At 43.6% G+C, this 13142-nt stretch carries 14 protein-coding genes; 1 reads left to right on the top strand and 13 read right to left on the bottom strand.

Features of this window, described 5'->3' with window-relative positions:
• Positions 1 to 15: 15 nt before the first annotated feature.
• A complete protein-coding gene (locus NYE43_RS13505; protein ID WP_024122293.1) occupies positions 16 to 657 on the bottom strand; it encodes a class I SAM-dependent methyltransferase in 642 nt (213 codons plus the stop codon).
• A 192-nt stretch (positions 658 to 849) separates the two neighbouring features.
• Between NYE43_RS13505 and NYE43_RS13510 the strand changes: the two genes are divergently transcribed.
• Positions 850 to 1053 (top strand): YrzA family protein, encoded by a 204-nt coding sequence (locus NYE43_RS13510; RefSeq protein ID WP_024122294.1) that lies wholly within the window; start codon positions 850 to 852, stop codon positions 1051 to 1053.
• Positions 1054 to 1087: 34 nt separating this feature from the next.
• On the opposite strand, the gene NYE43_RS13515 is transcribed toward NYE43_RS13510, so the two are convergent.
• From NYE43_RS13515 to alaS, 12 genes are all read right to left on the bottom strand, one after another.
• The gene (locus tag NYE43_RS13515) at positions 1088 to 1789 is read right to left on the bottom strand and encodes a YrrS family protein (RefSeq protein ID WP_024122295.1); all 702 of its coding nucleotides are present in this window, start codon (positions 1787 to 1789) and stop codon (positions 1088 to 1090) included.
• 64 nt (positions 1790 to 1853) lie between these two features.
• Positions 1854 to 3608, bottom strand: a complete 1755-nt coding sequence (locus tag NYE43_RS13520) for a peptidoglycan D,D-transpeptidase FtsI family protein (protein ID WP_024122296.1) — start codon at positions 3606 to 3608, stop codon at positions 1854 to 1856.
• Between the two features lie 53 nt (positions 3609 to 3661).
• Positions 3662 to 4135, bottom strand: coding sequence for a transcription elongation factor GreA (gene greA, locus NYE43_RS13525; protein WP_010335099.1), 474 nt, complete (start codon positions 4133 to 4135; stop codon positions 3662 to 3664).
• Positions 4136 to 4383: 248 nt separating this feature from the next.
• Positions 4384 to 5019: a uridine kinase gene (udk, locus tag NYE43_RS13530; protein WP_010335100.1), complete on the bottom strand. Its 636-nt coding sequence runs from the start codon at positions 5017 to 5019 to the stop codon at positions 4384 to 4386.
• Positions 5020 to 5025: 6 nt separating this feature from the next.
• The gene (locus NYE43_RS13535) at positions 5026 to 6294 is read right to left on the bottom strand and encodes a peptidase U32 family protein (RefSeq protein WP_044154332.1); all 1269 of its coding nucleotides are present in this window, start codon (positions 6292 to 6294) and stop codon (positions 5026 to 5028) included.
• A gap of 18 nt (positions 6295 to 6312) precedes the next feature.
• The gene (locus NYE43_RS13540) at positions 6313 to 7242 is read right to left on the bottom strand and encodes a peptidase U32 family protein (RefSeq protein WP_101864613.1); all 930 of its coding nucleotides are present in this window, start codon (positions 7240 to 7242) and stop codon (positions 6313 to 6315) included.
• 5 nt (positions 7243 to 7247) lie between these two features.
• Positions 7248 to 7901: an O-methyltransferase gene (locus NYE43_RS13545; RefSeq protein WP_024122299.1), complete on the bottom strand. Its 654-nt coding sequence runs from the start codon at positions 7899 to 7901 to the stop codon at positions 7248 to 7250.
• Between the two features lie 151 nt (positions 7902 to 8052).
• Positions 8053 to 9135 (bottom strand): endolytic transglycosylase MltG, encoded by a 1083-nt coding sequence (gene mltG / locus NYE43_RS13550; protein ID WP_216394341.1) that lies wholly within the window; start codon positions 9133 to 9135, stop codon positions 8053 to 8055.
• Positions 9136 to 9262: 127 nt separating this feature from the next.
• Positions 9263 to 9544 (bottom strand): DUF1292 domain-containing protein, encoded by a 282-nt coding sequence (locus NYE43_RS13555; protein WP_010335105.1) that lies wholly within the window; start codon positions 9542 to 9544, stop codon positions 9263 to 9265.
• A 17-nt stretch (positions 9545 to 9561) separates the two neighbouring features.
• Entirely contained in the window at positions 9562 to 9978 is a 417-nt protein-coding gene (gene ruvX, locus NYE43_RS13560; RefSeq protein WP_024122301.1) for a Holliday junction resolvase RuvX, read from the bottom strand.
• A 7-nt stretch (positions 9979 to 9985) separates the two neighbouring features.
• The gene (locus NYE43_RS13565) at positions 9986 to 10252 is read right to left on the bottom strand and encodes an IreB family regulatory phosphoprotein (protein ID WP_003225903.1); all 267 of its coding nucleotides are present in this window, start codon (positions 10250 to 10252) and stop codon (positions 9986 to 9988) included.
• Between the two features lie 84 nt (positions 10253 to 10336).
• Positions 10337 to 12973 (bottom strand): alanine--tRNA ligase, encoded by a 2637-nt coding sequence (alaS, locus tag NYE43_RS13570; protein WP_095714639.1) that lies wholly within the window; start codon positions 12971 to 12973, stop codon positions 10337 to 10339.
• Positions 12974 to 13142 lie beyond the last annotated feature (169 nt).

The raw sequence follows: 13142 nt of genomic DNA on the forward strand, positions 1-13142 counted from the left end.
CACATTCCCTTCACTTTACCGTTTGATCGCCTCCATTATCCACACGAAGTCGTTTTGCTGAATGAATTGGACTGCAAAACCTTCAGCTGTAAACATCTCTTTCATCGTTTCCAATGTGGGATAATGCTCTGTCTTTAAATCATTCGCCAGCTGATAGAAGCCCTGAGAACGTGCTTTATCAATGGCTTGATTATACGCTTCCTCGTGTTCAAAGACAGTATCGGCAAACACTATTTTATCATGCATGTGAAGGTATTTGCCATATTGCTTTATTGCGGCTCGTTTTTCTTCGTCAGTCAAATGATGAAAAGCATATGAACTGACAATCGTGTCAGCCTGAAATGGCGGTTCAGGGAATGTCAGGAAGTCTCCGTCAACAATTTCCGCCCTGCCGCGAAGCTTGTCAGATGCTAACTTGCGCATCGCCGGAGACGGCTCGACTCCAAATACAGATTTCCCCGCTTCAAGCAGTTTCGCTGTCAAGTTGCCGGTCCCTGGCCCAAATTCTAATACACGAATCCCTGACCGGCTGACAATGGCATTCAAAATATCATCATAGCCTCTGAACGCCTCTTTATACTGAATATCAAAACCTTGAACTGTTTGATCGTAAGTTGCGGCCCAATCCTCAAAAAGAGGGATAAATTCACGTCCCATAGTTGTCACACTCCATATTTTATAATTCCTATAAGCATACTATGAATTAATGATGGAACAGTTCCTATCTTACCATATCTTCTTGAAAGTAGGTACTAAAACACTTTGTGTTTTTTATCCAGTCATATATTGCGCGTACAGCGTAAAAAGGCTTATACTTCATATGACTTGTAAAGGCGGAGGGGTCGAAAGATGAATTTTCAATTGGATCTGATTAAAGACAAAGTAGAATTTTTCGAAGCGGCATCATTGCAGGAGCTTGAAAAGAAAATCAACACACAAATTGAAAACAATAAAGCAATCATGCTGCGTGTGAAATCTGTCTCGCATCAAACTGCTGTGGCAGACGGAAAATTTTTTTACAGCGCCGTTGTTCATTTTGCGGCTGAGGTGTAAAACAAAAGCAGCCGAAAGATTCGGCTGCTTTTGTTTATTTTAATTTTTCTACTTTTGTCGGCTTCCAGCCTTTTTCATCAACCCATGTAATCGTTACTTGATATTTCTCTCCGCTCGTTTTATCTAAAATCTTACCTTTGGCATCCTGAGGGCTGCCGTTATTTCCGAGCCAGAGCACGGTCATGTTATCTGTTGAAACACCGGTTGCATATGATATGGCTTTCAGCATCTCAGCCCAGTCTTGTGAGCTTGAGTCATAAGTGGCAGCATGCTCGCCCTTCTGCTCAGTTCCGACTGCTTTCCAGTCAGGATTTTCATACGTTTTTTCCACATCACTTGATGAGCCGCCTTCTGTGACTTTTGCGTCTTTAAGCGGGTCATCTGAATTTGAGTCTGAATCAGAATCAGAGTCATCACTTTTAGAAGAATCATCTTTTTTGGAATCTGAATCTGAGTCAGAAGATTTCTCAGAATCCTTTTCGCTGTCAGATGTATCTTTCTTACTGTCTTTTATATCCTCATCCGATTTCTTTTCCGTCTTTCCTGAAGCCGGAGATTCCTGTTTTTGCGCCGTTTCAGAATCCTTGCTGACATCTTTGCTAGAAGGACTGTTAATGAAGAGATTGGCTGCTACTACAACAATTAGAATAGATACGATTGCGATTAAGATGTTAAGCACTAAATTAGCTTTCCTGCGCTTATCACGGTTTTCATAACGAGATTGATTATTGCTCAATAATTCTGCACTCCTTTATCCCTCTTGGCTCAGCATATATTTTACCATGTGCTGAGAAGTTGTTCTATTTCTGATTGATTTCAATTTCGTGTACTTTTTTAACAATATCATAAAACACCGAATTTGTCAGAGCCTTATCCCCCGGCGTATCCATGTGCAATACGACAAGCGCGTATTTCGGCTTATCCGCGGGAAAATACCCGGCAAACCATTTTTCATAAAGCGTTTCTTTATCTTTTGAAAGCTTGCCTGTCTGGGCGGTGCCTGACTTCCCTGCTACAGTATACGAGAGATCCTGAAACCTTCTGCCCGTTCCGGAAGGAGATTCCACCACCCGCCGCAGCATTTTTTGAAGCTGCTGTGCCGTATATTTGTCTATTGTTTCTCCTTTAAGCTTCTGATCTTTAAACTTGACGAGCGTTGTGCCGTTTTTGTATTCAATCTGCTCTGCGATTTTCACCTGCCGCTTTTCACCGCCGCGGGCGATTGTCGCCATCATATTAGCTACCTCAAGCGGCGTTACCTTTACATTTTTCTGCCCGATCGCTGTTTGCGCAATTGCTTTTTTGACTGATTTGTCTTTTTCATCCCCCCAAATCACACCGCTTTTTTCATTATAGAATTGGCGGAAATCTGACTCGTGGTACAGTTTTCCTTCCCAGCCTGCCCGATCTGTAAGGGACAGCTTTTCTGACATGTCTTCAATGACGGAATGGTCTTTCTTCATTAATTGTTCGGCAAGACTTGTAAACGTGTAATTGCAGCTTTGTGCGAAACTTTCTTCAAAGGACAGGGTTCCTTTGTCGTCTCCCGGTTCGCCGTACAGGTTTAAATTACAATTAAAGGTTTGACTCGGCTTTACCGCGTTATGCTCAATCGCAGCTGCCGCTATCACAGTTTTAAAAACGGAGCCGGGATAGATTGGCGTCAGCATATAATTTTGAAGCGTGTTTTGTCTGGACACATCGGCATCCGGTTTGCTTACGATGCCCAACACACTGCTCTTTTCGATGTCCAGCAGCACCGCTCCTCCTTTTTTCAGCCCCTGATCATCTAGTATGCCTTCTATCGCTTTTTGAATGCTTTGATCAATCGTTGTTTTGACTTGGAGCGGATAAAATGAGTTGGCCTCAGCTGTATATTTGACGTCCATGCCGAACAAAGGGTTTCCTTTTCCGTCCACATGATACAAAAGCTTCGTGTCCTGTTCCGGGAGCAAAAACTCATCAAATGTCCGTTCTAAACCAGTTGTGCCGATTTTCGTTTTAATCGGCAGGTTTTCCTTTTCTGGATACTTATTGCGGAGAAGCGCCGGATCTTGATTGGTTGTGCCTATCGTATGCGAGGCAAGACTGGGCTTGTCTTCATTCTCCATATATACGCCGTAAATGCCAGGATATTTCAAAGAATTGATTTTTGTGATAGATTCCTTCGAAAGTGTTTTGATTTTCTTTTGATGTAAAATAACTGGTTTTTTCGATTTTGCAAGAGTCTGATGCAAATCATCTTCAGACATGCCGAGAATCTCTGCGACTTTTTTAATCGGCCAGTCCTGCGTTAACAGAAAAGGGAACAAGACAACCGCAGGCTCGCTTGTACCCGTCAGCGCTTGGCCGTTTCGATCTAAAAACGATCCTCTGCCGTCAGAAATGAGCACTTCCTCCGTCCGCTGATTAACACTTTCCTGTATTAAATTAATTTTCTTTTTCGAAAATGATTCTGTGAAAAACAGCTGGATTTCCGCGAGCCTCAGCAAAAGCAGAAAAAACACGATTAAAAAAGCCAGGACAGCCAGCTTCATTCGTTTCGATAACTTCATAAAAAAACACCTCACCCACATTGTGGACGAGGTGTTTCTTTGCTAAACGGATATTATGAAATTTTCACAATTTTCACGAGCATTTCTCCGCCCGGCGTCTGAACTGTGACTTCATCATCTACTTTTTTGCCAAGCAGGCTTTTAGCGATCGGCGAGTCGTTTGAAATTTTCCCTTCAAACGGATCAGCTTCAGCGCTTCCGACGATTGTATAAGATTCTTCATCACCATCAGGCAGTTCGACGAAAGTGACGGTTTTACCTAAACCGACAACGTTAGAGCCGCCGTCATCTTCAATGATTTTCGCATTGCGGATCATATTCTCAAGAGTCGTTACACGGCCCTCTACGAATGCCTGCTCTTCTTTCGCTGAGTCGTATTCAGAGTTTTCGGAAAGATCCCCGAAACTTCTCGCGATTTTGATGCGCTCTACTACTTCTTTTCGTTTAACCGTTTTCAAATATTCTAATTCTTGTTCAAGTTTTTGTTTTCCTTCTACAGTCATAGGAAAAACTTTCTCTTGTGCCATGTCCCTTCACTCCTTCTGGTTGTCCCTCAACATCTTCGATTATGTATGAGAGCATAAACTAAAATACAAGAATGAGAACACAGGGCAGTCCTCGTTCTTCTCTCCCATATTGGTACTGTTTATCTTAAACTGAATCTTGTGGTTCTGCAAATATTTCGCGTTTATAAACAGGGAAAGAAGGGAATTTACACATCCCCTTCCTGCCTATACATAATATGGTCAGAGTTATTTATGTCTATGCTATGGTATTACAAAATCGCGTTTTGTTCAAGAATGGTTTGAATTTTTGTGACCATCAGATCAATTGCAACGTGATTTTGTCCGCCTTCCGGGATAATAATATCAGCGTATCGCTTTGTCGGCTCAACGAATTGATTGTGCATCGGGCGGACAACAGACACATATTGTTCAATGACAGAATCAATAGAGCGTCCGCGCTCATTAATATCTCTCATAATCCGTCTGATGATGCGCAAGTCAGCGTCTGTGTCAACGTAAAGCTTGATATCCATCAGGTCGCGCAGCCTTTTATCTTCAAGAACAAGAATGCCTTCAAGAATAATCACGTCTTTCGGCTCTACGTGAACCGTTTCTTCTGACCGTGTGTGAAGCTTATAATCGTAAATCGGCTTTTCAATCGGACGGTAATTCAATAGGTCTTGAATATGCTCGATTAAATAGTCATTATCAAACGCAAGCGGATGATCATAGTTTGTATTCAGCCTTTCTTCAAATGGAAGATGGCTTTGGTCTTTATAATAGAGGTCTTGCTGGATCATTAAAATCGAGTGCCCTTTGAATTGTTCATAAATTGAACGTGTTACACTCGTTTTTCCTGAACCGGAACCTCCTGCGATTCCAATGACTACTGGACTCTTACCCATGGGTGATTACTTCCCCTTTCTCATCATGTTGCTCGGATAAATCTTTTTGTCTAATTTGAATTTGACAATTTGCAGGGGATGGCGGGCAGCGTCTAGCTCATTTCCGTCTTCGTCCCAAATGGTTTCAATCGTATGTGTAAAGTTTTCGATTTCCGGACCGAAAAATTCTACTTCGTCGCCTTTTTTGAAGAAATTGCGCTGCTGAAGAGTGACCATTTGTGTATCCTCATCATAATTCAGCACTAAGCCGACAAAATCAAATGTTGTTTTTTTGCCGTGTTCGCCAAACATTTGCTCTTCATAGCCTGGTGTTCCTTCGAAGAAAGCTGTCGCAGTGTCACGGTTGGCGCATTTATCAAGCTCTTCCAGCCATTCTTTTTGAATCACAAAGTTATCGGGATCAGCGCAATAAGCGTCAATCACTTTACGATATACGCTGACAACTGTCGCTACGTAGTGAATGGATTTCATCCGTCCTTCAATCTTTAAGCTGTCGATGCCCATTTCAATCATTTTCGGAATCGACTCAATCAGCTTCAAGTCTTTCGGACTCATTGCAAACGGAGCGTCTTCTTCACTGTATAAAGCAACGGCATTGGCACCGTCGGTTTGATATAAATCATAATCCCAGCGGCATGACTGGCAGCAGCCTCCACGGTTGGAATCGCGGGCTGTCATGTGATTGCTCAAGACACAGCGGCCGGAGTATGCAATACACATCGCACCGTGAATAAAGGATTCAATTTCGATATCTACTTTTTCTTTCATTTCTCTGATTTCGAGCGCGCTTGTCTCACGGGCTAACACCACACGGTCAAGCCCTTCTTCCTTCCAGAACTGAACAGCCTTCCAGTTGGAGAGAGATTGCTGCGTGCTCAAGTGAACCTCAACATGAGGAGCTACTCTGCGGCAGGTTTCGATAATAAGCGGATCTGCCACAATGATGCCGGCAACATTGGCGTCACCGAGAGCTTTTAAATAATCTTCAAGCCCGTCAATATTCTCATTGTGGGCAAAAATATTTGTCGTGACGTAAATTTTCGCGCCGTATTTTTTCGCAAATTCCACGCCCTCTGCGATTTCTTCAATCGTAAAGTTATCCGCATTCGAACGAAGCCCGTATTCCTGCCCTCCGATAAAGACGGCATCCGCTCCGTAATGCACAGCAATTTTCAGCTTTTCAAGATTCCCCGCAGGCGCGAGAAGCTCTGGCTTTTTCGTAATCACACGCTTACCATCAACTATTTTAGAAATCTTATCATTTACGGCAGTCATAACGTAACCTCCTTTTCATTAATAAACCGTTTCTTTAAAGAAGAAGCCGGTATCTATTTTTCTGTTTACTGGCTGAATGTTTTCAATACGTTCGATCCAGTCTTCTTTTTTCGCTTCGTAATCGTCACGGTTTTCCGCACACAGATCAATCGCTTCTCTGTACATGCTGGTGACTTCCACTAAGTATTCAGATGATTTCAGAACACCGTCGATTTTGAACGAATCGACTCCCGCATCTATTAGATCTTCAAGTTCATCAATGATACACACATCGTTCGGGCTCATGATATGTGTGCCGTTCTCATCTTCGAAAATCGGATATTTATTATGGCGTTCCTTATCATGCAGGAACATGCCGGATTCTTTTTTCTTTCTTTCAATGTCCATGACTTTGCCTTGGTATTCGAAATAGTTTCCGATCAAGGAACGTTTCGACTGGAACATGCAGGTCATTCCATGCACCTGAACTTCAATTTCAACTTCTGCGTTTTCTTTGATCTCAACAATGCTGTCCATATTTAATTCTCTGGCAAGCACAGATCGAGCTGCGCCTTTACGTCCCCAGTAGTTGCATGTATAATAGTTGGTTCCTGTCGTTTCTGTGCTCCAATGAAGCTTCAGCTCCGGCGCTGATTCACGTGCAGCCATAAGAACCGCAGGATCGCCGAATACAGCCGCATCAACGCCCGTTTCCGCTAAGAAAGCGAGATAATCGCCAAGTTCTCCCACTTTATCGTTATGAAAAATTCCATTTACGGCAACGTATACTTTTGCACCTTCGTTATGGGCAATGTCTACCGCTTTCGTTACATCCTCACGGGAAAATTCCCCCGCTAATCTCAGACCGTATCTCTGTTCCCCAACTAAAAACGCAGTTGCCCCCGCCTGAATCAGCGGCAAAATGTCTGCCGTACTTGTCGGTGTGACTAAGAGCTCTGGCTTTTTCATGACGTTCACCTCTTCTTTTTACTGATCGCAAGCCCGTCCCCAACAGGGATAATCGCAGTTTGATAATCCGGATGATTCATCAGCCAATGATTATACTCATCGATTTTTGATACCAGCCTGCGCCTTCTTTTTGGTTCTATTTTGCTGTAATCCTCTGCCACCAGACCTTTAAACAGCACGTTGTCTGTTAAAATCACCCCGTCTGGCGAAAGCATCGGTTCATATAAGTGAAAAAAGTTTTGATATTGACCTTTAGCAGCATCAATGAAAATCACATCATATGGCGCTGTGACATGAACGGCTTCTGCTAATTCGAGCGCGTCCCCGTAAAACACATGGATTCGGTCATCAAGCTGAAAATCCTTTATGTTGTTAACAGCTTCCTCATGGCGTGTCTCATTGCGTTCAATCGTATATATTTCTGCAGACGGCAGTGCCAGCGCCATTCGAATGGCCGAGTAACCGATAGCCGTTCCGATCTCCAGTATTTTCTTCGCCTGTTTGACAGACAAAATTTGGAGCAACACTTCTATGCCCGCTTTTTCCATAATCGGAACATGATGTTCTTCCGCATATGCTTCCAGTTTCCTCACGTTATCCGGCTGAGGCTTCAATAATGCTTCTATATAGTCATTTATTTGTTCATAGCGGTCTGTCACAATAAACAGCCTCCCGTTCTAAAAAGGAGTGCCCCAGTCTTTGACACAGGACACTCTCTGAGCACAACTTGTATACGTTAGTAAACAACCCGATATATTTTATCATAAAACCTTGCGGAATGCGAATAAAAGGAGAGCTTTTGCTCTCCTTTTATTTCTGATTTTTTGCCGAAATATATTTTTCTTTTGCTTTATTATGTTCTTTTAATGTTTTCGTAAATACGACCTCACCGTTTGATTTTGCTAAAAAGTACAGATAGTCCGTTTTATCCGGATGAAGCGCCGCTTCCCATGACGACATTCCGGCATTGGCAATCGGTCCTGGCGGCAGACCGGTGTTTTTATACGTATTGTACGGCGAATCGATTTCAAGGTCTTTATAAAGCACCCGGTCTTTATGTTTGCCAGCCGCGTACAAGACGGTCGGATCGGTCTGAAGCGGCATCTTCTTTTTCAGCCTGTTATAAAAGACGCTGGAAATTTTATGGCGATCCGCTTTTTCAGTCGCTTCCTCTTCGATCAAAGAAGCCATCGTCAGCAGCTTATGCACAGAAAGCTTTTCTTTCTTCATTTCTGTTTTGTATGTTTTCACATAAGAATCTGTCTGTTTCATCATCTCAGTTATGATGTTCTCAAGCGACGTATCCGGATCGTGGAATGGATATGTAGCCGGGAATAGGTATCCTTCCAGCGGATGCTTTATATTTTTCTGAAAAACATCGTTTGTAACGGTGTCCGGAAATTCCTTTTTCAGCTGATTGATAAACGTTTTATCGTCCAGCTTTGCCATGACCTGTTTTGTTGAGTATTTCGTTTCCTCCGCAATGGCGTCGGCGATCTGTGTCAGCTGTTTCCCCTCAGGGACCGTGATTTGAAAGGCGTAGTTTGTTGCTCCGCTTGTCAGCTTCTTGATAATGGCATCCAGATCCATTCCTTTGTTCAGATGGTAGTACCCGGCTTGGAATCCGGAAGCTTTTTTATATTTCACATAGTACTGAAATGCCTTTTCACTTTTTATGACATTGTTTTCCTTCAAAATCGATGCGATCGCAGATACAGACGATCCGCTCGGAATGTTAATATTAACTGTCGTTTTATTGTTTTTTTCAACAGGTTCCAGCAGTGATTTCCCATATAAAAATGCTCCGCCTATGATGAGAAGCAGCACAATAATGGAAGACAGTACAATTCTTTTTTTATTTAAAAATGATTTTTTTTGCTGATTAATATACATAAGGTCTCCTCCCATCAGCTTTTATACTACATGATTCATGCTGTTTCGGCAATTTATTACAAAAAAAGTCTCTTTATAAGCAGAAAAAAAGCCGGAGCAGTATAGGCTCCGGCTTTTGGCGCGGTTTTTACTCTTCGTCTTCTTCCGCTAAAAACGTGTTTAATGTCTCTTCGATCATATCCCATTCTTCATCGGTTTCGATCGGGAATAGTTCGCCGTCTTCACCATCTTCGTTTGGCGTAAAGCTGGAAGCAAGAATTTCTACTTCTTCGTCATTCTTTGTTTCAATTGGGTAGTACAACACATAAGATTTGCCAAACTCTTCGTTTTCAAATGTAAACAGCACTTCGCAAAGCTGTTCATTTCCTTGATCGTCAACAATTGTAATATTTTTTTCGCCGTGTTCCATTATATTCACCTCTGGCTTTAATTTAAGCTGTCAAGATATCCTTGCAGAATCATAACAGCCGCCATTTTATCAATGACTTTTTTTCGTTTCTGCCTGCTGACATCAGCGGCAATCAGCATTTTTTCAGCCGCCATTGTGGTAAGACGCTCGTCCCACAGCACAACAGGAACATTGTACGTGGTTTCAAGCACTTTCGCAAATGTTTGGCTGGCTTCACCTCTCGGGCCGACTGTTCCATTCATGTTTTTAGGAAAGCCGAGCACGATCTTATCTATAGTATAGTCTTTTGTCAGTTCAGATAAACGGGGTAATCCGTAATCGCCCTCTGCTTCATTTATCTTTATGGTCTCAATGCCTTGAGCAGTCCAGCCCATTTCATCGCTCAGAGCAACACCGAGTGTTTTGGTTCCTAAATCGAGCCCTAATATTCTCATTGTTTATTTACGCCTCTTTATGCTGTTCTAAATAAGACTTCACCAATTCCTCGATTAATTCGTCTCTTTCAAGTTTGCGAATTAAATTGCGAGCGTCACGATGCCTAGGAATATAAGCGGGATCACCTGACAGCAAGTATCCGACAATCTGATTGATTGGATTGTAGCCCTTTTCCTGAAGCGCGTCATACACAGTAATCAGCACCTCATTTACGTTAGTCTCGGCAGAATCATCGGAGAAATTAAATTTCATCGTTTTATCAAACGAGCTCACCGTTTTGCACCTCTTTCCCAAATTCGCAGGCAAAGTTCAGCCTGGGGTCCTAATCTTACCATCATTCTACACTACATGGGCAAATTATAAAACGGATTTCACCCAATCTTCTACAGAAGCCAATGCTTCTTCTAATTTTTCCGGCTGTTTGCCGCCCGCCTGTGCCATGTCAGGACGGCCTCCGCCGCCGCCGCCGCAAACTTCCGCGGCTTGTTTGACAAGCTTGCCGGCATGAAGGCCTTTCTCAATCAGATCCTTTGTAACACCGGCAGAAATATTGACTTTATCATTTTGCACAGCGCCAAGCACGATGACCGCAGAGCCGATTTTTGCTTTCAGTTCATCAACCATTGTGCGGAGATGGTTCATGTCTTTGGCGTTTACCTTTTCCGCAAGCACGCTGACACCATCAACTTCTTTTACTTTTGATAGAATCGCGCCTGCTTCAACGTTGCCAAGTTTCGCCAGAAGAGATTCATTTTCTCTTTGTGCTTCCTTCAGCTCAGCCTGCAGCGCAGCAACGCGCTTCGGCACTTCTTTGATATTTGTTTTCAGTTCGTCGGCAGTCTGCTTCAAAACTGAGATCTGGCTGTTCATTTCCACGTAAGCGCCTTGTCCTGTTACAGCTTCAATCCGTCTAGTGCCCGCTCCGATTCCAGACTCAGATACGATTTTAAATAAGCCGATTTCCGCTGTGTTGCTGACATGGCATCCGCCGCAAAGCTCAAGGCTGTAATCTCCGACTTGAACAACCCTTACAATATCACCGTATTTTTCTCCGAACAGAGCCATAGCTCCCATTTCTTTTGCTTCAGCGATCGGTTTCAGATCAATGCTGACCGGGATGCTTGCCCAAATCTTTTCGTTTACAATGACTTCAATTCGTTCGAGTTCTTCTTTTGTCACTTGCCCGAAGTGTGAGAAGTCAAAACGAAGGCGGTTTTCATTCACAAGGGAGCCCGCCTGATTGACGTGCGTTCCAAGAACATCCTTCAAGGCCTGGTGCAATAAGTGCGTTGCCGTATGGTTTTTAATCACGCCGCTTCTCATATGATCTTCAACCTCAGCTGTTACATGCATGCCTTTTTGAACGGTTCCGCTCTCGACAACGCCTTCATGCACATGCTGGCCGTTCGGCGCTTTTTGCACATCTTTCACTTTTACCACTGCCTGCTCGCTGCGCAAAAAGCCTTTGTCGCCGATTTGACCGCCGCTTTCCGCATAGAAAGGTGTTTCGTCAAGAATGATCTGTACAGTTTCGCCTTCATGTGCTTCTTCAATTAACTGGCCGTCCTGCAGAAGCACAATCACATTGGCATCAGCCTTTGTTTGGGAGTAGCCGACAAATGTGCTTTCTTCTGTTACGTCGCGTAATGCGCCGCCCTGCACCTGCATGCTGCCGACATCCTGACGTGCATTTCTGGCCCGCTCGCGCTGCTGGTTCATTTCTTCTTCGAAGCCTTTATGGTCAACTGTCATGTTCTCGTCTTCTGCATATTCTTCAGTCAGTTCAACCGGGAATCCGTACGTGTCGTAAAGTTTAAAGACATCCGCACCTGAAATGACGCTGCTGCCCTTATCTTTTTCCTTTTTGATCATTTCTGATAAGATGGCAAGTCCTTCATTCAGTGTTTCGTGGAAGCGTTCTTCCTCCGTTTTTATGACCTTTGAGATGAATTCTTCCTTCTCTTTTACTTCAGGGTAGAAAGCAGCCATGATCTCAGCAACAACCGGCACAAGATCGTACATGAACGGACGGTTGATATTAATCGTTTTGGCATAACGCACAGCGCGTCGCAATAAACGTCTTAATACATAGCCGCGTCCTTCATTTGACGGAAGCGCCCCGTCACTGACAGCAAAAGCAACCGTTCTGATGTGGTCGGCGATGACTTTAAATGCAGTGTCTTTTACATGATCTTGGCCGTATGCTTCACCGGAAATCGTTTCTGTCGCTTTGATGATTGGGACAAACAAATCAGTATCAAAGTTTGTCGGGACATTTTGAATGACAGATACCATTCTTTCAAGCCCCATCCCTGTATCGATGTTTTTCTTCGGAAGCGGCGTATACGTGCCGTCCGGATTATGGTTGAACTCAGAGAATACAAGGTTCCATACTTCAAGATAGCGGTCATTTTCTCCCCCAGGATAAAGCTCCGGATCGTCAGGATCGTTCCCGTACGCTTCACCGCGGTCGTAGAAAATTTCTGTGTTCGGTCCGCTCGGCCCTTCGCCGATGTCCCAGAAGTTCCCTTCCAGGCGAATAATTCTTTCTTCCGGAACACCGATTTTTTTCGCCCAAAACTCATACGCTTCTTCATCTTCCGGATGAACTGTAACAGAAAGAAGCTCTTCGTCAAAACCAATCCACTTGTCACTCGTTAAAAATTCCCAAGCCCATGTGATCGCTTCTTCTTTAAAATAATCACCGATGGAAAAGTTTCCGAGCATTTCAAAGAATGTGTGATGGCGCGCGGTTTTACCCACATTTTCAATATCGTTTGTTCTGATTGCTTTTTGAGCGTTTACGATTCTTGGATTTTCCGGCACAACGCGGCCGTCAAAATATTTTTTCAGCGTCGCAACACCGCTGTTGATCCAAAGCAGTGAAGGATCTTCATGAGGTACTAATGACGCGCTCGGCTCTACAGCATGTCCTTTTTCTTTAAAGAAATCCAAAAACATTTGACGCACTTCAGCAGAAGTTAAGTGTTTCATTGTATTTCCTCCTCTATAAAAATCGAAATTCTCTTCAGTGACAGCAAAAAAGCCCTCCCCCTATGCAAACACACGTTTACACAGGGACGAGAGCTGTCTCGCGGTACCACCCTGATTACAGGCCTTATAATTCGCCCGTCACCTTTCATCCAATAACGCAGGATGTGCG

It is taken from the genome of Bacillus sp. FSL R5-0434 (assembly GCF_038004745.1).
Lineage (GTDB): Bacteria > Bacillota > Bacilli > Bacillales > Bacillaceae > Bacillus > Bacillus halotolerans.